General features: G+C 71.9%; 22 protein-coding genes. 10 read left to right on the top strand and 12 right to left on the bottom strand.

The features are described 5' to 3' along the window. The first annotated feature begins 3 nt into the window (after positions 1 to 3). Positions 4 to 384 carry a translation initiation factor gene (locus JGU66_03735; GenBank protein MBJ6759859.1) on the top strand — a complete coding sequence of 127 codons (381 nt, stop codon included), beginning with the start codon at positions 4 to 6 and terminating at the stop codon, positions 382 to 384. On the opposite strand, the gene JGU66_03730 is transcribed toward JGU66_03735, so the two are convergent. Continuing rightward, positions 385 to 1389, bottom strand: a complete 1005-nt coding sequence (locus JGU66_03730; GenBank protein ID MBJ6759858.1) for an isocitrate/isopropylmalate dehydrogenase family protein — start codon at positions 1387 to 1389, stop codon at positions 385 to 387. Positions 1390 to 1520: 131 nt separating this feature from the next. Beyond that, positions 1521 to 2321, bottom strand: a complete 801-nt coding sequence (locus tag JGU66_03725; protein MBJ6759857.1) for a DUF2270 domain-containing protein — start codon at positions 2319 to 2321, stop codon at positions 1521 to 1523. A 40-nt stretch (positions 2322 to 2361) separates the two neighbouring features. Between JGU66_03725 and JGU66_03720 the strand changes: the two genes are divergently transcribed. After that, positions 2362 to 4467, top strand: a complete 2106-nt coding sequence (locus JGU66_03720) for a response regulator (GenBank protein ID MBJ6759856.1) — start codon at positions 2362 to 2364, stop codon at positions 4465 to 4467. Further along, positions 4388 to 5737, top strand: a complete 1350-nt coding sequence (locus JGU66_03715) for a tetratricopeptide repeat protein (protein MBJ6759855.1) — start codon at positions 4388 to 4390, stop codon at positions 5735 to 5737. Before JGU66_03720 ends, JGU66_03715 begins: the two co-directional genes overlap by 80 nt. A 4-nt stretch (positions 5738 to 5741) precedes the next feature. On the opposite strand, the gene JGU66_03710 is transcribed toward JGU66_03715, so the two are convergent. Continuing rightward, positions 5742 to 6356, bottom strand: a complete 615-nt coding sequence (locus JGU66_03710; GenBank protein MBJ6759854.1) for a DUF4230 domain-containing protein — start codon at positions 6354 to 6356, stop codon at positions 5742 to 5744. 90 nt (positions 6357 to 6446) lie between these two features. Here JGU66_03710 and JGU66_03705 point away from each other — a divergent pair, with 90 nt between their 5' ends. After that, the gene (locus JGU66_03705; protein MBJ6759853.1) at positions 6447 to 7049 is read left to right on the top strand and encodes a 2OG-Fe(II) oxygenase; all 603 of its coding nucleotides are present in this window, start codon (positions 6447 to 6449) and stop codon (positions 7047 to 7049) included. Next, positions 7039 to 7833 (top strand): fused MFS/spermidine synthase, encoded by a 795-nt coding sequence (locus tag JGU66_03700; protein MBJ6759852.1) that lies wholly within the window; start codon positions 7039 to 7041, stop codon positions 7831 to 7833. Before JGU66_03705 ends, JGU66_03700 begins: the two co-directional genes overlap by 11 nt. A 6-nt stretch (positions 7834 to 7839) precedes the next feature. Here JGU66_03700 and JGU66_03695 read toward each other — a convergent pair whose 3' ends face one another. Continuing rightward, on the bottom strand, positions 7840 to 8565 hold the full coding sequence (locus JGU66_03695; protein MBJ6759851.1) for a WYL domain-containing protein: 726 nt from the start codon (positions 8563 to 8565) through the stop codon (positions 7840 to 7842). Between the two features lie 86 nt (positions 8566 to 8651). Here JGU66_03695 and JGU66_03690 point away from each other — a divergent pair, with 86 nt between their 5' ends. Then, complete coding sequence (locus JGU66_03690; protein MBJ6759850.1) at positions 8652 to 9431, top strand: alpha/beta fold hydrolase; 780 nt, start codon at positions 8652 to 8654, stop codon at positions 9429 to 9431. Here JGU66_03690 and JGU66_03685 read toward each other — a convergent pair. Further along, a complete protein-coding gene (locus tag JGU66_03685; GenBank protein ID MBJ6759849.1) occupies positions 9398 to 9961 on the bottom strand; it encodes a helix-turn-helix transcriptional regulator in 564 nt (187 codons plus the stop codon). The genes JGU66_03690 and JGU66_03685 overlap by 34 nt on opposite strands. Before the next feature lie 86 nt (positions 9962 to 10047). Here JGU66_03685 and JGU66_03680 point away from each other — a divergent pair, with 86 nt between their 5' ends. After that, positions 10048 to 10728 carry an SDR family oxidoreductase gene (locus tag JGU66_03680; protein MBJ6759848.1) on the top strand — a complete coding sequence of 227 codons (681 nt, stop codon included), beginning with the start codon at positions 10048 to 10050 and terminating at the stop codon, positions 10726 to 10728. 19 nt (positions 10729 to 10747) lie between these two features. Here JGU66_03680 and JGU66_03675 read toward each other — a convergent pair whose 3' ends face one another. The 4 genes from JGU66_03675 to JGU66_03660 form a co-directional block, all read right to left on the bottom strand. Then, positions 10748 to 11962: a glutathione-dependent formaldehyde dehydrogenase gene (locus JGU66_03675; GenBank protein MBJ6759847.1), complete on the bottom strand. Its 1215-nt coding sequence runs from the start codon at positions 11960 to 11962 to the stop codon at positions 10748 to 10750. A 142-nt stretch (positions 11963 to 12104) separates the two neighbouring features. After that, positions 12105 to 13628, bottom strand: coding sequence for a Ppx/GppA family phosphatase (locus JGU66_03670; protein MBJ6759846.1), 1524 nt, complete (start codon positions 13626 to 13628; stop codon positions 12105 to 12107). A 121-nt stretch (positions 13629 to 13749) separates the two neighbouring features. Beyond that, positions 13750 to 14343, bottom strand: coding sequence for a hypothetical protein (locus JGU66_03665; GenBank protein ID MBJ6759845.1), 594 nt, complete (start codon positions 14341 to 14343; stop codon positions 13750 to 13752). A gap of 171 nt (positions 14344 to 14514) precedes the next feature. Further along, positions 14515 to 15531, bottom strand: a complete 1017-nt coding sequence (locus tag JGU66_03660) for a cardiolipin synthase B (GenBank protein ID MBJ6759844.1) — start codon at positions 15529 to 15531, stop codon at positions 14515 to 14517. Positions 15532 to 15894: 363 nt separating this feature from the next. Between JGU66_03660 and JGU66_03655 the strand changes: the two genes are divergently transcribed. Both JGU66_03655 and JGU66_03650 read left to right on the top strand, forming a co-directional pair. Beyond that, on the top strand, positions 15895 to 16986 hold the full coding sequence (locus JGU66_03655) for a serine/threonine protein kinase (protein ID MBJ6759843.1): 1092 nt from the start codon (positions 15895 to 15897) through the stop codon (positions 16984 to 16986). A gap of 21 nt (positions 16987 to 17007) precedes the next feature. Further along, complete coding sequence (locus JGU66_03650; protein ID MBJ6759842.1) at positions 17008 to 17205, top strand: hypothetical protein; 198 nt, start codon at positions 17008 to 17010, stop codon at positions 17203 to 17205. Positions 17206 to 17229: 24 nt separating this feature from the next. On the opposite strand, the gene queF is transcribed toward JGU66_03650, so the two are convergent. Beyond that, positions 17230 to 17586, bottom strand: coding sequence for an NADPH-dependent 7-cyano-7-deazaguanine reductase QueF (gene queF, locus JGU66_03645; GenBank protein MBJ6759841.1), 357 nt, complete (start codon positions 17584 to 17586; stop codon positions 17230 to 17232). 197 nt (positions 17587 to 17783) lie between these two features. On the opposite strand from queF, the gene JGU66_03640 reads away from it, so the two are divergent. Then, positions 17784 to 19700 (top strand): GAF domain-containing protein, encoded by a 1917-nt coding sequence (locus JGU66_03640; GenBank protein ID MBJ6759840.1) that lies wholly within the window; start codon positions 17784 to 17786, stop codon positions 19698 to 19700. Here JGU66_03640 and JGU66_03635 read toward each other — a convergent pair. Beyond that, a complete protein-coding gene (locus JGU66_03635; protein ID MBJ6759839.1) occupies positions 19681 to 20430 on the bottom strand; it encodes a ChbG/HpnK family deacetylase in 750 nt (249 codons plus the stop codon). The two genes, JGU66_03640 and JGU66_03635, sit on opposite strands and share 20 nt — an antisense overlap. 2 nt (positions 20431 to 20432) lie before the next feature. Then, positions 20433 to 21446 (bottom strand): hypothetical protein, encoded by a 1014-nt coding sequence (locus JGU66_03630; protein MBJ6759838.1) that lies wholly within the window; start codon positions 21444 to 21446, stop codon positions 20433 to 20435. Between the last annotated feature and the right edge of the window lie 270 nt (positions 21447 to 21716).

Genomic DNA, 21716 nt, shown 5'->3' with positions numbered 1-21716 from the left:
CGCATGGGCAAGCGCGACAAGAAGGACGAGGCGCCGGCACCCGCGGCGCCCTTCCACAATCCGTTCGCCGCGCTGGCTGCTCAGCGCGACGCGCTGCCGACTGGCCCCGCGCCGAAGCCGGCCGCCACGAAGCCCGAGCCCAAGGGGCCCGCGCGCGCCGTGGTGCGCATGGAGCGCAAGGGCCGGGGCGGCAAGGAAGTGACGGTGGTGGAGCAGCTCGGTCTGCCCGAGGCGCAGCTCGAGGTGTGGCTCAAGGCGCTCAAGGGCTCGCTGGGCTGCGGGGGCGCGCTGGAGGACGGGACGCTCGTCCTCCAGGGCGATCAACGGGAGCGACTCCCCGCGCTGCTCGAGGCGCGGGGCGTGCGCCGAGTCACGGTCGGCTGATTACAGCGCGGCGATGACGGCGTCGGTGAAGTCGCGGGTGGTCGCGCCGCCGCCCAGGTCGCCGGTGCGCACCTTGCCGTCGCCGTAGACCTTGAGGATGGCGTTGGCCATGCGCTTGGACTCCTCGCGCAGGTCCATCCAGTCCAGCATCATCACCGCGGACATCATCAGGGCGGTGGGGTTGGCGATGCCCTTGCCCGCGATGTCCGGGGCGGTGCCGTGCACGGCCTCGAAGACGGCGGTGCGCTCACCGATGTTCGCGCCCGGCACCAGGCCCAGGCCGCCAACGAGTCCGGCGCACAGGTCACTGACGATGTCCCCGTAGAGGTTCTCCGTCACCAGCACGTCGTAACGGGTCGGGTCCTTCACCAGCTGCATGCAGAGGTTGTCGATGATGACTTCCTCGTACTGGATCTCCGGGAACTCACGGCCGACCTTGCGGCAGCAGTCCAGGAAGAGGCCGTCCGAGAGCTTCATGATGTTCGCCTTGTGGACGGCGGACACCTTCTTGCGGCCGGCCTTCTTGGCGTACTCGAAGGCGAAGCGCGCGATGCGCGTGGAGGCCTTCTCGGTGATGATCTTCAGCGACTCGACGACGCCCGGGACGATGATGTGCTCCAGGCCGGCGTACAGGTCCTCGGTGTTCTCGCGCACGACGACGAGGTCCACGCCCTCGTAGCGCGTCTTCACGTTGGGCACGCTCTTGACGGGGCGCAGGGACGAGTAGAGGTCCAGCCGCTTGCGCAGGCCCACGTTCGCGGAGGGAAGGCCGCCGCCCACTACGGTGCCGGTGGGGCCCTTGAGCGCGACGCCGCTGCGGAGGACCGCTTCCACGGTCTCGTGCGGGAGGTTGGTGCCGAACTTGGCCACGATCTCGCTGCCGGCGTCCTTGAACTCGAACTCGAGCGGGACCTTGAGCGCTTCGAGGACGCGGAGGGTGGCCGCCGTCACCTCGGGTCCGATGCCGTCGCCATTGATGATTGTCACAGTGCGCGTGTTCGCCATGGCGGGGGTACACAGCACAAAAGCACCGCCCCCGGAAGGAGGAATCCGCGAGGGCTTCAGCCTCGGACATGGGCGCCATGAACGAGGGAGGCGTCCGCCAGTGGGCGCGAGCCTGCCCGGCGGGGCTTGGGCTACGGCTCGAACAGCGGGGGAGACGGCGGGCGGGGCGCGGGCGGGCCGGGGGGCGTCGCGGGAGCACGCCGCGTCCGGCGGCGGTGGTGGATGGCGTAGGGCCGGTAGAAGGACTCCCACAGGGCGGCGCGGCGGCCCCGAGGGCGCGTGCGCAGCTCGCCCATGGGCGCCCGGATGAACAGCGAGGCGAGGAACAAGTACGCCGCCCCCAGGGTGATGACGATGAGGATGCCCATCACCACCACCCCCGGTATCCAGGCCACGCGGGCGCGGTCGAGGAACTCCCCGAACGAGTCGGGTGGCCTCGGGTGGCTGTACACCTTGAAGAACCAGGTGACGAGCAGGACCATCAGGATGGGCCCGTAGGCGCGGTTGAGCCGCGTGGCGATGGCGGACGAGAGCGAGAGCTGGATTTGCGGCCGGGACATCTCCACCGCCAGCTCGCGCAGTGCGTCTGGATCCACCGGCTCGCGCCGCAGCATGGGCGCCCACCAGCCGTCCTCCAAGAGGCGCACGCGGCGGTTCCACAGGTCGTAGTAGCGGTAGCGCCGCGCCTCGATGAGGAGGAAGGACACCACCATCCAGATGCCCACGAGGAAGGTGACGTGGGAGCTGTCCGGGGACGCGAAGCCGAACGAGATGACCGCCGCGGTGGTGGTGAGCGCCCAGTTCGTCGTCGTGTCCAGGCGGGTGCGCCAGGTGTCCGAGCGGCTCAGCTCCCCGCGGAAGAGCTGGGCCATGGACTGCTCCGACAAGGGGGGCTGCTCCAGGTCGTCCTGTCTGCGGTCGTTCATTGGCATGCGGTCGCCCGAAAGGTGGCGGTGGACGCGGGTCGTGGCCATGGGCGAGCGGGCGGGCGCACGGGTGGCCTGCCCGAGCCGGCATGCACACGTTGCTGCCTTGAGCGTGCCCACCACCGCCAACGCCATCGTCGCCCTTCGCGAGCTGCTCGACACCGAGCGCGAGCGCATCACTCGCCTGTGGGCCAAGCGACTGCGCGCGGAGACGTACGAGGTGGACATCCCCGGCAAGGACCTGCGCGCGCCCCTGCGCCGGCTCCTGGACGAACTCGCCCGGCTGCTCAAGGACCGGGGCGAAGACGCCATTCGGCTGTGGCCGGAGGTGGTGCGCTCGCACGGGGCCTACCGGTACGAACAGAACTTCGAGCCGGACGACCTCACGCGCGAGTTCAAGTCGCTCGCGGAGATCATCTTCTACGTCTACGCGCGGCGCCATGGACGGTTGGATCCGCACGTGGCGGAGCTGGTGTCCGAGCTGGTGTGGGAGGCGGACGCGTCCGCGCAGGCGTCCTACGCGCGCGTGCTGAAGACGGAGGAGGTGCGGTTTCGCGAGGCGGCGGTGATGGAGTCGGTGCTCAACCACGTGGACGTGGGCATCCTCCTGGCCGAGGTGGACGGCACCGTGTCCTTCGTCACGCCGCCGGTGAGCCGGCTGATGGGCGTGCCCATGCGCGCGGTGGTGGGCGCGCGTCCCGTCAGCTCGATGGCGCCCGTGCTGTCGCAGGTCAACGCGCGCCACACCTCCGATGAGCCCTTCCACGCGCAGGACATGCCGTACCTGCGCGCCCTGCGAGAGCACGGCCCGGTGCGCGGGGTGATGATGCGGGTGGAGCGGCCTGACGGCGAGGAGGCCGCCCTGGAGCTGTCCGCCACGCCCGTCTGGGAAGAGGACGGCGAGCTGGCCGGCGTCATCCAGACCTTCACGGACCGCACCGAGTCCGTCAACAAGACCAAGGCCCTGGAGAGCGCGCACGACGAGCTGCGACGACTCCAAGGACAGTTGTTGCGGCGCACGCGTCAGCAGGCCCTGGGGCAGTTGGCCAGCGGCGCGGCGCACGCGCTCAACAACTTCCTCAACGTGCTGCGGCTGCGCATCACGCTCCTGCAGCGCGAGTACAAGCCCGAGCACTTGGAGGCGCTCGACAAGACGGTGCGGCAGATTGGCGAGCTGGTGGCGCGGCTCCAGGAGTTCAACGTCCAGCGCACGGAGGAACGACTGTCCGACGTGCCGGTGGACCAGACGGTGCGCGAGGCGCTGGAGCTGTCGCGCGGCGAGCTGGAGCAGCGCGAGCACCCCGTCCACGTCGAGCTGGACCTGGGCGGCCCTGGCGAGGTGCGCGCCGACGCGGGGTTCTTCCGCGAACTCATCGTGAACCTGCTGTTGTCCGCGCGCGACCGCATGGAGTCCGGGGGCACGCTGCATGTCTCCACGAAGCGCGAGGGCGACGCGTGGCTGTCCCTGCGCATCGAGGACCAGGGACCGCCCTACGCGGTGGAGGAGCTGTCTCGGCTGTTTGATCCGCTGCGCCGCGACCCGGGCGCGCCCCAGCTCTCGCTCTACCTGGCGGTGGCGCGCGCGCAGGTGCAGCGGTGGGGGGGAGAGCTGTCCGCGGAGAACTCGGAGCGAGGACCGGGAGCGGCCTTCGTGGTGCGGCTGCCGCGCGTGACGGAGGCGCGGGCTCCCACCGCCGAGCCCACCGACGAAGAGGCTCTGCCGGAGCCGAACCGGCGCTTCCAGCAGACGCGCAGCGTGCTCGTGGTGGATGACGACCTGGACAACGCGCGGATGATGGCCGAGGTGCTGACCGAGGAAGGCTACGACGTGCAGGTGGCCCACAGCCCCGAGGTGGCGCTCCAGCTGTGGGACCGGCGCCGCTTTGACGCCGCGCTGTTGGACGCGGTGATGCCGGAGATGTCCGGCTGGGAGCTGGCGAAGGCGCTTCGCGAGCGCTCACCGCAGGCGCTCCTGGCCATCGTCACCGGCATGGACGTGCGCGGGCAGAACCGCGCCAGCCTCGCGCTGGTGGACGCGGTGTTCCGCAAGCCCATCGACGTGGGCGCCTTGGATGACTTCCTCGGGAGGCAGGGCGCGCCGCAGCCTTCGGACGCGGACCCGGGGCTGGGCGGAGCCGAGGCCCCCCACTAGAGTTCGCGCCGTGACATCCCCCCTGGAACTGGAGCAACTGCGTCGCAAGGTCGAGTCCGGCGCCGTGCTGGCCGACGCGGAGCTGTCCGCGCTGCGCGACGCGGCTCGCAGGGGCAGCGGCCCCACGCCTCGGCTCGTGGTGGCCCATGCGCTCGTCAACGCGGGCGCCGAGCGCGAGGCCTTGCCCTTGCTGGAGGCCCTGCGCCGCGACTTCCCACGCGACATCCCGGTGCGGCTGGGACTGGCGCGCGCGCTGCTCGGCCTGGAGCGGCACGGCGACGCGGAGGTGGAGCTGCGCGACGCGATGGCGCTCGGGCCCGACGACCCGGAGGTGCTCAAGGTGCTCGCGGTGCTCGCGCTGCGTCGGGGCGAGGCCGAGCGCGCCCGGGCCTATGTGGCGGATGCGCTCGCGAGAGATCCGTTCGACGCGGAGACGCGGCTGCTGAAAGAGGAGCTGGAGGCCGTGGAGCTGCCGCCTCCTCCCACGCCGCAGGAGCAGGTGCTGCGTCCGGAGTTCACCGCCGCGCTGGCCGCGGCGCTGGGCCGCGCGGGCGTGGCCTTCCGGCGCCAGGGCAAGGACCTCCTGCTCAAGCTCGTGACGGGGGGCGTGGGGCGGGTGGACCTGGGCTCGCTCTACGGCGCGTATCGCGAGGCGCCTGGGACGCGAGGGCTCACGGCCTACGTGGACGCGCTCGCGGCGCGGCTGGGCGGGCTGTCCTCGGAGCTGGGTGCGGCGGATGCGCGGCTGGAGGCGCGCCTGCGCCCGGTGCTGCGTCCGGCGGACTTCCCGGCGGGAGCGGTGGGCGCGCTGCGCCGGCCGGGGCCCGCGGGGATGGACGTGTTCTACGTGTTGGAGGACTCGGACTTCGTGCGCTACCTGCCGGCGTCCGCGCTGGAGGGCGCGGGGCTGACGGCGGACGCGGTGGACGCCGTGGCCTGGCGCAACCTGGAAGCGCGACCCGCGCCAGTGCACCCGGTGGTCATCGACCAGGGCGAGGTGCGCCAGGCCGAGGCCTTCACCGGACTCTGGGCGGTGGCCGAGGGCGATGGGCACGACGGCGCGCGACTGCTGACCCGCGCGCAGTGGCGCCGCGTGGTGTCCCAGGCCGGAGAGGGCCCGCTCCAGGTGAGCCTCGGACGGCGCGAGCTGGCGCTGCTGTGCCGCGAGTCGGACGAGGCCTCGCGCGAGGCGCTCATCCGCCTGGGGCACGCGCCAGACGGCATCCCGGGCTTGTTCCGGCTCACCGCGGACGGACTGTCGCGCGCGTGACGCTTCAGCCGGCGGTGCCCATGGGCAGGCGGTCGACGAAGCGCACCTCGCGGTAGCCCAGCGTGAGGAGGAGCGCCCGCAGCGCGCGCTCGGCCGACTGGCGGGCACGCTCGCGCAGGCGCGCGTCCTCGCGCACCTCGCGCTCGAAGGCGAGGCGGGCCTTCTCCAGCAGCTCGGCCGTCTGGGCGCTGTCCAGGTTGGAGTCGATGATCTCCGTCTCGCCGGGCCGCAGCGACACCTGGACCTCCAGGGGCGGCAGGACGACGTCCACGCGGGTGCCCGTGACGCGGAGGCTCTCGGGGCCGAAGCGCTGGAAGTCGAAGCCCAGGTGCGCGTCCGCGAAGACGATGGCGCGGCCGTGCGGGTCTTGCAGCGTGTACTTCGCCCAGGCGATGACGTCCTTCCAGAGCGCGTCCTGGGCCTCGGGCTGGGGGGCGAAGACGACCTTCTTGTAGAGCGAGACGTCCAGCGTCTCCAGGCGAGCGACCTCGCGCATCTGCTGCGCCACCGAGGGGGTGTCGGGCAGCGAGACCGAGGGCGGACGGAGGAGCAGCCATGTGCCCGCCGCGCCGAGCACCGCGGCGGCGAGGACGCTGAGGACTCGCGAGAGGCGCGCCATCCGCGCAGTGTATCCGCTTCCCACGGACGGGCGTCTGGGGCAGCGTGTGCATTCATGCACAGACGGTGGGGGGGCCCGGAGGCCCTGCCCTTGGAGCTGACGGACGCGGAGGTCGAGGCGCTGGGTGCGCGCGGCTACTTCCTGCGGACATCGCTCCTCGGAGAGGTCGAGGCGCGCGCGGTCCGAGATGAGGCACGCGCGCGGGTGGCCGCGGGGACGTTGCACCCCGCGGGCATCCGGCGCGGCGCGGACCGCACGGTGGATTCACACGTGCGGGGAGACCATGTGGATTGGGTGTTGCCCCAATCGGACTCGGCGCTCGGTGCGTTGTGGGAGCGATTCCAGGCGCTGGGCGAGGCGCTGTCCTCGGGCGCCTATCTGGGGCTGGGCCGCTTCGACCTCCAGCTCGCGTGCTACCCGGGAGGCGGCGCGCGCTATGCCCGGCACCTGGACGCCTTTCCGGGCCAGTCCAACCGGCGGGTCACGGCCATCTGGTACGCGAACTCGGACTGGGAGCCCGCGCATGGGGGCCAGCTCCGGCTGTATCCGGAGGGCGAGGCCCCCGTGGAGGTGTCGCCCCGGCTCGACACGTTGGTGGTGTTCCTGAGCGAGCGGTTGGAGCACGAGGTGCTGCCCACCCACGCCTCCCGGCTGGCGCTCACCGCGTGGTACTACGGGCGCGATGCCGGCTGAGCACGCCAAGAGTTCGCGCGTCATCGTCACCGAAGACTCCGAAGGCTGTCGCTCGCTGCGGTTCAGCGAGGGCGGGGCCCGACAGAGCACGGTGTGGCCCGGCGAGCCCTTGCGGCTGGAGTTGCCATACACGCGCATGGCGATGGTGGGACTGGCCTTCGTGCCCGAGCCCGAGAGCGTGCTCGTGGTGGGCCTGGGCGGCGGCGCCATCCCCATGTTCCTGCGCGCGGTGCTGCCCGAGGTGCACATCGACGTGGTGGACAACGACCCCGAGGTCGTCGACGCGGCGAAGCTGTACTGCGGCTTTGAGGAGGACGGGCAGCTCCGGGTGCACGTGGCGGATGCCCGGGCCTTCATGGACGCCGAGGGGCCCGAATACGGGCTCATCATCCTGGACGCGTTCGACGCGGAGAACATCCCGCGCCACCTCGCCACGCGGGAGTTCCTCGGCGCCACGCGGGAGCGGCTGGCGCGCAACGGCGCGGTGGTGGGCAACCTGTGGGAGTCCGCCGCCAACCCGCACTACGCCGCCATGGTGCGCACCTACCAGGTGAGCTTCCGCGGCGTGTCCGTCTTCGAGGTGCCCCCCACGACGAACCGCATCCTCGTGGGGCTGGAGCGGTCGGAGCGCTTCACCAAGGAGACCCTGGTGGCGCGGGCCGAGCGCGTGGAGCGCGAGCGGGAGCTGCCCTTCAAGTTGAGCACCATGGTGGCCCGTCGCTACCGCCCCCTCACGCAGCGCCAGAAGGGCGCGCGGGTGCTGACGGACGAGGGGCTGGAGTAGCCGGGCTCAGCCAGGAGGCGGTTGCTCGCGCTGCGCCATGGCTCGGGCGCGCAGGCCCTCGAAGTCCGGCACGAAGGGGCGCTCGGGGACGAGCCTCGGCCGGGAGATGCGGTCCATTCGGAACATGCGGGCCGCGTCGCGCTCGACGTCCAACGCGAGCACGTACCAGACGGGGGCCTCCACCAGCAGGCCGTGCGGCTCCACGCAGCGGCGGCTCGGCTGGCCATGGCGGTCGCGGTAGTCGAAGGACAGGCACACCTGCGCGGCGAAGGCCCGCTCGAACACGCCGAGCAGCTCCTCCGAGGGGGTCCCCGCCTCCGCCAGCACGCGCGTGGAGGCAGGGCGTCCCACGATGACGCGCTCGCAGAGGGCGCGCAGGTGGCGGGCCCGTTCACGGGGCACGCTGGCGAACAGCTTGTGGAGCGCCGAGCGCGTGCTCCGGCTCCAGGGCAGCCCGGTGGCCGTGGCCGACAGGTTCGCCGCCAGCCACAGCGAGGCCACTTCTTCCGGCGAGAGGTGCACGGCCGTCACCCCGCGCGCTCCCTCCAGGCGCACGCCTCCTCCGGGCCCAGTGTCGCTCTCGATGGGGTGCCCCATCGAGCGCAGCGTGGCGAGGTCCCGGTGCACCGTGCGCGGGCTCACCCGCAGCGCGGAGGCAATCTCCGCGACCGTGGTGGCCTCGCGCCCGCGCAGGAAATCCAACAGTCCCATCACCCGTTCGGTCCGAACCATTGGTGACAGTTTCTGTCAGGGATGCCCCGTACTCAATGCGGCATCGGGCGCGCACTGCCGCGCGCCAGCGACTTGGGAGGGATGTCATGCAAGGGCCCGCGGGAGCGCTGTACGTCGACGATGGGGGACAGGGTGGCGTGCCGGTGGTGATCGTCCACGCGAGCGCAGGCAACACCGAGCACTGGGCGGCGCAGCTCGCGCACGTGCGTCGGAGCCGGCGGGCCATTGCGTTGGACCTGCGCGGGCATGGGCGCTCGGCGGTGCCCTCGGATGGGCGCTACTCGGTGGAGGCGCTGGCGGAGGATGTCGAGGCGGTGGTGCACAGGCTGGGCCTGACGCGCTACGTGCTGGTGGGCCACAGCCTGGGCGGGGCGGTGTGCGTGGCGCAGGCCGCCGCGCATCCGGAGGCGGTGGCGGGGCTGTTCCTCCTCGACCCGGCGTCGGACGGTCGGGACATTCCGCCCGAGCAGGCCCAGGGGATGATGGCCGCGCTGGACTCAGAGGCGTGGGTGCAGGTGGTGGAGCAGTTCTGGTCCCCGATGTTCGCGGACTCGCGTCCCGAGGTGCGGGCGCGCATCCTCGCGGACCTGCAACGCACCCCGCGCGCGGCGGTGAGTGGACCGCTGGGGGCGCTGCTCACCTTCGACCCGGTGGCGGCGCTGAAGCGCTACCGGGGCCCTCGGCTGAGCGTCGTCACGCGGTTCAATGACGCGCCGGGTTCGTATCACCGGCTGGTGGCGGACCTGCCGTCGCGGCCCATCGAGGGCGTGGGTCACTGGGCCCAGCTCGATGCGCCCGAGGCGGTGAACGCCGCGCTGGACGCGTTCCTCGCTCAGCTCGGCGGGGCCAGCAGCACGACGGAGTAGCCCACCGCGGTGCGCGCGCCGCCGTTCTCATAGGAGTGCTTCTGGTCGCCCCGGAACACGACGACGTCGCCCGGCGCGAGCACGAAGCGCTCGCCGCTGGCCACGAGGATCATCTCGCCGGATTCGCAGGCGAGGTACTCGCGCGTCCCGGCCGTGTGCGGCACGCCGGTGAGGCGCACCTTGGGGGGCAGCTCGATGCGGTCGAACTCCATGCCGGGGAGCGGATCCGGCAGGAGCTTGCGCAGCATGCCGGCGCCCCGCATGCGCACCGGCAGGCTCTCGCGCGGGTAGTGGCGGGCGTTCGCGCGGGGCCGGGCCAGCAGCTCCTCCAACGACACCTGGAGGGCCGCCGCGGCCTTGTGCAGCACGGCCAGGGTGGGGTTGGCGGCGCCGGACTCCAGGTGGGCCCAGGTGGCCCGAGGTACGCTCGCCAGCTTCGCCAGCTGGGCCTGGGTGGCGCCTCGGCGCTCGCGCAGGGTGCGGATGTTGCGCGCCAGGCGGCCCGCCAGGTCCTCTTCGGTGTCGCTCATGTATTGGCAATCTGCCAAAGGAATGGCGCGCGTTCCAACGAATGGGCGGGCTTGAGGTAAGGCCTGCCGCGTCCGGAGGTGGTCGCATGAAACTCGTAGGAACTGCGGCGCTGGTGACGGGCGCGAGCCGAGGGCTCGGGCTGGCCTTGGTGGGCGCCCTCGCGCGGCGCGGGGCTCGGGTGGTGGGCGTGGCCCGCGACGGGAAGGCGCTGGAGGCGGCGCTCCATCCCCTGCGCGAAGAGGGCCTGGAGGTGTACGGCCTGGCGTGCGACGTGGGAGACGCGGAGGCGGTCCAGCCCCTGCTGAACATCGCGACGTCGCTGGTGGGCTCGCTGGACGTGCTGGTGCACACCGCGGGCACGGTGGGGCGCACGCCGCTGTCGCCGCTGCTGGCCACGGCGAGCGACTACCTGGCCTCCGTGCTGGAGACGAGCGTGATGGGGCCGTTCCGCATCACCCATGCCCTCGCGAAGGCCATGGTGCGGCGAGGGCACGGGCTGGTGATGCACGTGTCCTCGGACGCGGAGGCGCAGCCGCGCTGGGGCGCAGCGGGCGTGTCCAAGGTGGCCATGGACCAGCTGGGCCGCATCTGGGCCGCGGAGCTGGAGGGCACCGGCGTGCGCTTCCTGTCCGTGGACCCTGGCGCGATGGACGCGCGGGTGGGCCCGGACGGCATGGCGGCGAGGCTCGTCACGGTGGTGGAGCGACAGGGCGAGGCTCTGCCCTCGGGCTCGCGCCTGGAGCCCGCCCTGCTGAAGGCCGCGTGAGACAGGGCGGAACGCCTCGCTACTGCGAGAGCATGGGCTCCAGCTCCACCTTCATCCAGCCCTGCTTGCGCAGGTCGAAGTTGCGGTAGGCCTCGAGCGCGCCCGTCATGGGCTCCACGTGGCTGATGACGGAGGTCGGGTCCACCGCGCCCGAGCGCACCAGCTCCAGGAGCCGGGGGATGTAGGGGCGGTGGTTGCAGTTGCCCATGTTGACCGTGAGGTTCTTGTTCATCGCCTCGCCGATGGGGAAGCTGCGCGCGGTCTCCGGATAGACGCCGATGATGGACAGCGTGCCCGCCTTGGCCAGGGCGGAGACGGCCCAGCGCAGCGCCTGGGAGGGCCCGTCCCCGGGCACCCAGTTGGCGCCCGCGGGCTTCGCGTGCGGCACGGTGGTCCGCTGCTCCTGCTGGAAGCCGGCCTTGTCCGCGCGGGCCTTGAGTCCACCCGGGCCGTGGTGGGGATGCACGGCGTCGATGCCCACCGCGTCGATGGCGCGATCCACGCCGATGCCCCCGGTGAGCCGCCGCAGCGCCACCACGGGGTCCTCCTTGTCGAAGTTGATGACCTCGGCGCCCCGCGCTCGGGCCAGCTCCAGCCGGTCCGGATGGCAGTCGATGGCGAACACGCGGCCGGCGTCCATCAGCAGCGCGCTGGCGATGGCGAACAGCCCCACGGGCCCCACGCCGAACACCGCCACGGTGTCGCCGGGCGTCACCTCGGCCAGCTCCGCGGCCATGTAGCCCGTGGGGAAGATGTCGGAGATGAGGATGGCCTGCTCGTCGCTGACGCCCTCCGGGACGCGCACCAGCCCCACGTTCGCGAAGGGCACGCGCACCTTCTCGGCCTGCATGCCGGGGAAGCTGCCCGAGGACTCGGGGCCGCCGAAGAAGGCCGTGCCGGAGCCGTTCGGGTTGGCCACGTCACACTGCGAGGTGTAGCCGGCCCGGCAGTAGACGCAGTTGCCGCAGGCGATGGTGGAGGGGATGACCACGCGGTCGCCCACGTCGAAGTTGCGCACGTCGTCGCCGAGCGCCTCGATGTAGCCCACCCCCTCGTGTCCGAGGATGGTGCCGGGCTTCATCCCCGGCAGGGTGCCGCGAACCATGTGCAGGTCCGTGCCGCAGATGGCGCTCGCGCTCAGCCGGACGATGGCGTCGGTGGGCCGCTCGAGGCGTGGCTCGGGCACGTCGTCCAGTCGGATGTCACCCACACCATGGAAGACCACCGCTTTCATCGCGCGCTCCTGGCCCGTGGGGCCGCTCCCGAAAAGAGGGGCTCGTGACGAAGCCCCGCGCCTCGGACGCTGGCCATGGCGAGGGTGGGGAGCAACGCGCGCGGGTCTCCCCGTCGGACGGCGTCCGGGGAGACGGGCGGCCCTAGCGCTGCGGGTGGTGCACGTGGAAGGAGATGCGCTTGCCGAAGACGCGGCGGAAGGGCAGCACCTCGCGCTCCGCGTTCCACAGCTCCAGGTCCACGGGCTGGCGCGTGGTGAGGTGGATGGCCACGCCGTCCCGTCCGTGGGTGGCCTTCAGCGCCTTGATGGGCTGGTGGTGACTGCGGTCCAGCGAGTCCGCCACCCGCAGCAGCGTGGCGAGCTTGCGCACGGTGCGGACCTCGGGCGGGGTGAGGCCCTCCATGCCCGAGTGCCTGGGGTCAGGCGGGCTGCGGCGGTGGTAGCGGGCGACGCGCGCAATCACCTCGCGCTCGCCATCCGCGAGGCCGGGGATGTCCGCGTTCCGGATGAGGTAGTACGTGTGCTTGTGGTGGCGCTCGTAGTTGACCGCGTTGCCGATGTCATGCAGCAGCGCCGCCGCTTCCAGGTGGGGCCGCGCCGACAGCGGGAGCTGGTGCAGCGACGCGAGGTCATCGAAGAGGGCCAATGCCAGCCGCGCCACCTGCCGGGCGTGCTTCTCGTCGAAGAGGAAGCGCCGCCCGATGACGAGCGCCGCGTCGGCGAGGCTGTGGTCATCGCGCGTCTCGTCCTGGCGGTAGAGCAGGTCCACCAGCAGGCCATCGCGCAGGCCGCGGTTGACGACGCTCACCGAGTCCACGCCCAGGTGCTTCACCACGCCTTCGAGGATGACGGCGCCGGAGGTGATGATGTCCGCGCGGCGCGGGTCGAAGCGCTTGCGCCGTCGCTCTGGCGTCAGGTCCGCCAGCGTCTCCACCGCCTGGGTGAGCTGTCGCGAGGAGGCGTTGCCGCCGTTCTCTCCCGCGGCGAACGACACCACCGCGTTGATGGTGCCCGAGGAGCCCAGGGCCACCTTGGGCAGCGGGGGCAGGTCCGCGGGCAGCGTCTTGCGGAGGACCTCGGACACGAAGCTGCGCATCAGGCGCAGCTGCTTGGGCGTCACCTTGCGGGAGGCGTCGAACACCTCGGTGAGCCGCACCGAGCCGAGCGCGAGGCTCCAGAGGTTGTCGGGTCGCTCGCCCACCGCGGTGGCGACCTCGGTGCTGCCGCCGCCGATGTCCACGAGGAGCGAGCGGGTGGACGCGGGCTTGCGGTGCAGCACGCCCAGGCAGATGAGCCGCGCCTCCTCCTTGCCGCTCACGACCTCCAGATGGAGCCCGGCCTCCTCGTGCACGCGCCGGACGATGTCATCGCGGTTGCGCGCCTCGCGCAGGGCGCTGGTGGCCACCGCGCGCACCTGGGCCTTGTGGCGCCGGCACAGGGCGGCGTAGCGCCGCAGCGTGGAGAGCAGGCGGTCGGCCGTCTCGGCGGGCATCACGCCGGTGGCGAAGACGCCCTCACCGGGGCGGATGGGGTCTCGCTCCTGGTGCAGCGTCTCCAGGGCGCCGTCCGCGTCGGGCCGTGCCAGCTCCAGGCGCACGGCATTGGTGCCCACGTCGATGGCGGCGAGGACGGGATGATGAGGGGGCTTGGCGGAGGGAGCAGGCATTGGGTCGCGCGGGGAGTCTAGGGCCTCACAACGCCCGAGCGCAGCGGTTCCATTCTCGCTCGCTCCCGGACGGGTCGTTCCCGTGACAGCCGCGTGAACTTCGCGCCCGGCCCCCCGAGCTTCAGGAGTGCGCGGACGGCGGCTCGGCCTCGCGGTCCAAGGCGTCGGCGCGAATCCGCTGCGAGGACTCCCGGAGGTCTCGCCACGCGCGCTCGTACTCCGCCCGGGTCTCCGCCCAGCTCTTGCCTCGCGAGCTGCCCAGCCGCTGGAGCAGGTCGCTGGTGGTGAGGAAGCCCTGCCGGAAGAACTCGACCTCCCTCCGCGTGAGCAGGGCGTCCTCGGCGCGGGTGCGGCGCAGGGTGGCGGTGTACTCATCGAACTGCGCGCCCAGCTGTCGCAGCTCGGCCTCCCGCTTGCGCCGGTAGCCCTCGCGCAGGGCGCTGGCGCGCGACTCCGCGCTCCGGAGGAACGAATCGGTGCGCACGCGGAGCCGCTCCAGGCCGTCCTTCAGCCGCTGGAAGTCTTGCGCGTCCGCCTGCTTCAGCGCGGCCATCTCGCGGTCGAAGTCCTGCTCGCGCTGGCGGGCGCCGGTGAGTTCAGCGAGGGCCTCATCGGTCCGCTCGATGTCGGCCTGGGCGCTCAGCTCGTCGATGCGCGCGGACAGGTGCTGCTTCTCCGCCTCCAGCTTCCGCAGGTACGCCTCTCGCTCGGTCATGGCCTCGTCCTCCCGCTGGCGCGCCGACCGGCCGTGGCGTGGCGCGCGTGGTCGAGGAAGGGTGGGGCTGCTTCATGCCGAGCGCATCCCGGACGGCGTGGCGCTCGGGACTCCCGGGTCGGCGGACGGCGCGCGCGCGGAGGGCCGGGCGCCTCGCTCACCCCGGACGCCTCAGCGCACCCGACGCCGGCCGACGAAGTTGGCGAAGTGCTCGGCCAGGCGCGCCACGGTCAGCCCCACCACGTCCAGCAGCCAGCGCTGGAGTCGGGAGCGGCCGCACTCGTTCAGCGTGACGGCGCGGGCGCTGGCCACGTGCTGCGTCAGCCACGTGGTGGCCTGGGCCGCCACGCCCGCCTCCTTCACCTCCACCAGCGTCTCCAGGTTCACCAGCGACAGCGGATCCAGGTTGAAGCTGCCCACCAGCACGGTGCAGCCATCCATCACCGCGGCCTTCGCGTGCAGCGTGGAGGCCGTCCACTCGTAGATGCGGACCCCTGCCTTCAGCAGCGAGTGGTACAGGCGCATGGTCGCCGCGCGGGCGAACACCACGTCGCTGCGCCCCGCCAACAGCAGTGACACCTTCACGCCCCGCCGCGCCGCGCGCTTGAGGGCCTTCACGAAGGCGCTGTCCGGCAGGAAGTACGCGTGCGCGAGGATGACCTCCTGGGTCGCGCGCTCGATGGCGGACAGGTAGCGCTTGCGAAGCCGATGGCCGCCGCCAAAGCCAGACAGGAACACGCTCACGGGCCCCGAGGTCAGCTCGGACGTGCCCGCGTCCAGGTGCGCCCCGAGCTGCCGGCAGATGTCTCCGCGCAGCTCCAGCGCCAGGTCCGCCCAGCCCGGGTCCTCGCCATGGGCCGCGTAGTCGTCCCCGATGTTGATGCCGCCGAGGAAGGCCACCGCGTCATCGACGAGGAGAATCTTGCGGTGGTTGCGCCACGCGCGACCGCTGAAGAACGACGTCAGCGGGTTGTAGACGCGCACCCGCGCGCCCGCGTCCCGCAGCTCCGCCGACAACTGGTGGCTGCTGTTCGCGCTGCCCCAGCCATCCACCACCACCTTCACGTCCACGCCGCGCCGGCACGCCGCGATCAGCGCGTCCACGAAGCGCGAGCCCACGCCCTCGCGCTCGAAGGCATAGACCTCCAGGTGCACGCGCCGCTGGGCGCCCGCGATGGCCGCCAGCATGCGCGGATACGCTTGGGCACCCCCGTCCAGCAGCGTGAAGTCCGGGCTGTCCGCGGTGGGGGACGGAAGGGGCAGTGCGTCAGGAACTTCGGTGGAACTCACGCGCGGTCCTCCCCGCGCCCGTCCGGTCTGCTGCTGTCATGGAATTTGTGCGACCTGGGCGGAGGCATGCGCGGGTCGAAGCAGAGCGCTCCGAGGGAGACGCGCGAGAGGCGAGGGGGGGTACGGCGCATGGTCTCGCGAGTGTAGCGCGCCGGTCGTGACACACGGGCCGTGTCTCACGGTGTGTCGTCACACCTGCCCGAGGAGGAAGCGGGCCCGGGGCATCGACGCTCGCGGCTCGAATCGGTAGCCTCTGGCCCCGTGCCCGTAGCCGAGAAGCCCGTTCGTCATCGGAAGATTGGCGCCTACCGCATCCTCGGCGAGCTGGGCCGAGGCGGAATGGCGCTCGTGTATCGCGGCCTCCACGAGATGCTCCAGCGCGAGGTGGCCATCAAGGAGCTGCTGCCCGAGGGACAGCACGACAAGGAAGCCGTGTCGCGCTTCCGTCGTGAGTCGCTGGCGCTGGCCGCCTTCCGTCACCAGAACATCGTCACGCTCTATGACCTGGTGGAGAAGGGCGAGTCCCTCTTCATGGTGATGGAGTACGTGGACGGGCCCACGCTCCACACGCTCATCAAGGAAGGCCCGCTGCCTCCGGACGTGGCCGCGGTGGTGGGCGCGCGCATCGCCAGCGCGCTGGACCACGCGCACTTCCGCCGCATCATCCACCGCGACCTCAAGCCCGCCAACGTCATGCTCACCAAGTCCGGTGAGGTGAAGCTGATGGACTTCGGCATCGCCAAGGACGTGGGCCTGGAGGCGCTCACGCAGCAGGGCATGGCGGTGGGCACGCCTTCGTACATGTCCCCGGAGCAGGTGACGGGCGCGCCGCTGGACGCGCGCACGGACATCTTCTCGCTGGGCGTGCTGCTCTACGAAGCCCTCACTGGCGCGCGGCCCTTCCAAGGCAAGACGGCGGGCGAGGTGTTCGCGCGGATCCGCGACGGCAAGTACCCGCCCTTGCACAAGGTGGCGCCGGGCGTGCCCGCGCCCCTGGCGCGCATCGTCCGCAGGGCCCTGGAGGTGAAGCCCGAGGAGCGCTTCCCGGACGCGGCGGCCATGCGGCGCGAGCTGGACGTGTTCCTCGCGCACGAGGTGCAGGTGTCCCACGCGGCGCTGCTGGTGGCCTTCCTGCGCTTCCGGCAGAAGCTGACGGAGACGGAGGCGCTGGCGCACCTCACGCAGAAGGAGCTGGGGGTGATGGAGGCCTTCGATGCGCCTCGCCCGCGCGCGTCGGGAGGGCGTCTCAAGTGGGTGCTCGCGGCGGCGGCGGCCGTCGTCACCGCGGCGGGCACCGGGCTCTACTTCACCCAGGCGCAGTGGGCGCCGCTCGTGCAGCACCTCACCCGCTGAGGCGGGACAAGGAGAATCCCCATGGGACGCATCGTGACTTTTGTGGTGGGCCTGGGCGTGGTGCTGGGCGCCGTCTGGTACGTGATGAACCGGCCCGCGCGGACGGATCCCCAAGCTGCCGCCGCGCGACAGCTGGAGAACGTGCACAAGGCGGCGGACCGACTGGGCGGAGAGCTCCAGAAGGGCGCCGACGACATCATGAAGAAGACGGAGGAGTAAGCCCGCGACGCGGGCCCTCGCGTCCTACTTCTTCTCGTGCGTGACGGTGACGATGGTGCCGATGCCGCCGCGCACGAAGAAGTCGCCCACCACGGTGAGCTTGCGCGGCTGGATGGCGCGGATGATGTCGTCCGCGATGGTGTTGGTCACCTTCTCGTGGAACGCGCCCTCGTTGCGGTAGGCCCACATGTAGAGCTTGAGGCTCTTGAGCTCCACGCACTTCTGGTCGGGCACGTACTTGATGGTGAAGCGCGCGAAATCCGGCTGGCCCGTCATGGGGCACAGGCAGGTGAACTCCGGGCAGTCGAAGGCGATCTCATAGTCGCGCTCGGGGGCCGGGTTGGGGAACGTCTGGAGGTCCTTGGACGGCTGGGAAGGCATGCGGCTGTCGTCTAGCACACGCATGGGCCAATGCATCCCTTTCCCCACCGTCGGCTCCCTGGCTGCTGAGCCCCCGCGTGTGTTGGCGGTCCAACGCCAGAGACGTCCAACGCGCTGGATTGGAGCGCGAGGCGAGTTCGGCGGTCCGCCGAGGAGCCATAATCCAGCGCTCGCCCCCTCCCCCCTTCCCGTCGCGCATGCCGCTCCCCCACGACATCGAGGACGTCCTCGCGGGTCTGCCCCAGGCCATGGTGCGCGTGGGGCCGGACCTGCGGGTGCAGTGGTGCGAGGAGGGCTTCGCCGCGAAGACGGGCGTGGAGCTGCGCCCCGGCGGCGGGCTGCTGGACGTGCTGGAGCGCGGCCGGAGCCTGGACGCCGTGGAGCGGGCCATCCGGGAAGGGCACTCGCATTCCGGGCACGTCATCACCCGGGCGCTGCGGCAGGTGCGCGTGCAGGTGTGGCCCACGCGGGTGGGCGAGCCGGCGGGCTCCTGGCTGGTGATGGAGCCCTCGGGGGTGGACGACGAGGGGGCCTTCTCGCAGGCGGTGCAGGAGATTGCCCGCGCGGTGGGCGAGTCGCTGGAGGTGGACAGCGTCTGCGCCGCCGCGGTGGTGGCGCTGGTGCGCTGCGCGCAGGTGCGCCGCGCGGAGGTGTTCCTCTCCGAGGAGGACGGGCAGCCGCTGCGCCGGGGCGCGGTGTCGGACCTGGCGGGCTCGGAGGCGCCGGAAGACACGTTCGACCCCGCGGATGATCCGTTCCGCCAGGCGCTGGCCACGCGACAGCCGCAGCTCGGCATCCAGCGGGGCTACGGCGACGCGATGGGCTCCATCTTCGCGGCGGTGCCGCTGTGCGCGCCGCGCCGCACGGTGGGGCTGCTGCTGCTCTACAAGGAGCAGGGCACGTCCTTCTCCGTGCGCGAGCTGGAGCTGTGGAGCGCCGCGGCCAATCAGCTCGCGGTGGCGGTGGAGAACGCGCGGCTCTTGCGCGAGGCGCAGGCGGCGCTGCGGGTGCGCGAGGAGTTCATGTCCATCGCCTCGCACGAGATGAAGACGCCGCTGACGCCGCTGAAACTGGGCCTGTACTCCATGGAGCGGAGGCTCGCCGCGGGACAGCCGGTGGAATTGGGGGGCGTGCTCAAGGCCAAGCGTCAGGTGGACCGGCTGGGAGGCCTGGTGGATGACCTGCTGGACGCCAGCCGGCTGGAGCTGGGGCGCCTGGCGTTGCAGCTCGCGCCGCTGGAGGTGGGGCAGTTGGTGGCGGAGGTGGTGGACCACTTCCGCCATGCCTTCGAGCGGCCCTTCTCCGTGGATGTGCCGCGCGAGTGCGTCTGGGTCTTGGGGGACAGGGACCGGCTGGAGCAGGTGCTGGTGAACCTGCTGGAGAACGCGCACAAGTACAGCCCGGCGGGCGAGTCCATTGGCGTGAAGGTGGATCGGCTGGCGGGCGAGGCGCGCATCCACGTGCAGGACCGAGGCATCGGCATTCCGGGCGCGGACCAGTCCCAGGTGTTCCAGCGCTTCTACCGGGCGCGCAACGTGTCGCACCGCAACTTCGGCGGGCTGGGGCTGGGGCTGTTCATCAGCCACTCCATCGCGAAGATGCACGGTGGAGGGCTGTCGCTGACGAGCGCGGAGGGCGAGGGCTCCACCTTCACGGTGTGCCTGCCCCGCATGCCGCCGCACGAGGTGAAGCGGCTGCCTCGGCGCGTGCTGCTGCTGGACGAGGACTCGACCCAGGGGGCGGTGGCCGAGCGCGTGCTGCGCGCGGAGGGCTTCGAGGTGCTCACGGTGCACGACGGCGCGGAGTCACTGCGCCGGGCCACGCACCTGCCGGTGGACCTGGTGGTGCTGTCCACCAGCGCCGCGCATGGACAGGTGGGGGTCTTCCTGGAGACCTTCGCCACCCTGCCGCGCGCCCGTCCGGTGCCCATCCTCCTGGCCGGGGACGAGCGACCGTGGTGGGCCCAGGAGGACGCCTCGCTGTGCGCGCGCCCCTACAGCCCGGATGAGCTGGTGGCGCGAGTTCGCAATGTGCTGGCCCTGGAGCCCCGCTGGCGCGCGGCCTCCGGCTCGTCCCATGCGGACGCGGATCCGGTCAGCGCGCCTCGGCAGTGAGGGCGCGGAAGTCCACCGTCGTCACGCCCGCGCGCGCCAGGGCTTGCTTCGCGCGAGGGTGAAGAAACGTGGCCAGCTCCACCTCGCGTTGGGCGCTGTAGCGACTCTTCACCTGTTCGGGCGCGAAGCCTGGGTGACACATCAGCTCGGTGATGCCCTCGGCGGGGAGGGTGTTCACGGTGGCCTCCAGTCGCTCCAGCGTCCAGTGCGCGGTGGCGCCCGTCTCGCCCAGGAAGTGGGACGGAGAGGCCACGCCTCGCGCGGCGAAGGCGCGGTGCATGGTCGGGTCGAGCGCGCGCACGGGGAGCCCGGTGGCTCGGGCGGCTCGGATGAGTCCCTCCCGCACGTCGGGGTGGCGGTGCAGGTGCTTGTGCACGTCCACGTGCGTGGGGCGCTGGCCCGCGAGGCTTTGAAATCGTTCGAGCTGGGCGAGGCACTCGGCCTCGACCACGTCGGGTGGCAGCGCGGCGGCTCGGGACTCGTCGAACAGGCCGTCGTTCAGGAGCGCGGCGGGGAAGGCGCTCCACGCGGGCGTGCCTCGCGCGAGGTTCAGGTGCAGGCCCACGGACAGCCCTTCCGCGTCGCGCGCGGCCTGCGCGGACCAGGGCGTGTTCACCAGGAGGGTGGCGGAGGTGACGATGCCCTCGCGCAGGGCGCGGAGGATGCCGCGCGTCACCGCCGGGTCGTAGCCCAGGTCATCCGCGTTGATGATGACGGCGCGCGGGTGCAGCGTCACGGCCGAGGCCGGGCCTGGAAGAACCGCCACAGCTCGCGCGAGGCATCCAGGTCGCGGGTGCCATTGTTGTAGAGCGGCTGGCCGGGCCACGCGTGCAGTCCGCCCTGGATGGTGCAGAGGCTGGCGGTGGCGCTGGCGGGAGTGCAGCCGGTGTAGGCCTCACAGGTGCTGTCGCCCTTGGCATAGGTCTGCTGGAGCGGGCCGGTGCAGCCATTGAGTTCGGCGAACTTCCGCACCGAGTCCGGAGCGGACGGGTAGGGCGCGGTGGCGAAGGCCACGGTGCCGCCGTCGAAGGCGATGGTGGCGTCCGCGGTGCCGTGGAAGTGCAGGACGGGCACGGGCCGCGAGGGCGAGCAAGGCGCGACGCCCACCATGCCGGACACGGGCGCGATGGCGGCGAAGCGCTGGGCGCGCTCACAGGCCAGTCGGTACGCGAGGAAGGCCCCGTTGGAGAAGCCGGTGGCGAAGGTGCGGCGCGGATCCACGCACACCTTCGTGTCGAGGTCCGCGAGCATGGCGTCCACGAAGCCCACGTCGTCCACGTTGGCGAGCTGCGCGGGCCCGCAGCACGCACCGCCCGCGTTCCAGCTCGTGGTGCCCGCATCGACGCCGCTCACCCCGAAGAGGTCGTGCGCGTCGAGCCCCAGTGGGTACACGGTGATGAAGCCCTCGGTGTCGCCCAGGGCGGAGAGCTGGGTGAGCTGCTCCATCTCCAAGCGGTTCGAGGTGAAGCCGTGGAACGCGAAGATGACCGGCGTGGGCTTGGTGGCGTCGTAGCCCGGCGGCACGTGCACGGTGTACTGCCGAGTCCGGCCTCCGCCCTGAATCGAGTACTCGGCGGTGCCAGGGCCCAGGGTGAGTCCGGTGCAGCTCGTGCGGTCCGGGGGCGCGACGTCGTTGTTCCGCACGACACCCGAGTCCGGTGCATCTGCCGGTGTTCCGGGTGAGTCGGAGCACGCGGCCAGGGTTCCGAGGAAACTGACGACGAGGGCGGTGCGAAGGGTTCGCATGGGCTCCGGTTTATCTCCTGGCGTGCCGGCATGCACCCGCCCCCGTGCGCGGTGGACCACTCCCATGCAACCGGAGGAGGTCGTGTCGGACATGGGACAGGGCGTTGCCCATGAAGTCACTGTCTCTCGCCAGCCGCCCACAAGGGGCGAGCCGGAGGGTCGCGTGTTGCTGAACGGGCCGCCTACTCCCAATCCGTCGAGGTCGCGGCGCGGATGCTGAGCCAGTCGCGCGCTCCCCACCCGCCAATGCCGCGGCGCTGATTCGAGAGG

This window comes from Myxococcaceae bacterium JPH2, assembly GCA_016458225.1.
Lineage (GTDB): Bacteria > Myxococcota > Myxococcia > Myxococcales > Myxococcaceae > Citreicoccus.
The sequence above is the reverse complement of the archived record's forward strand: the minus strand, read 5'-3'. Positions and strand labels throughout refer to the sequence as shown.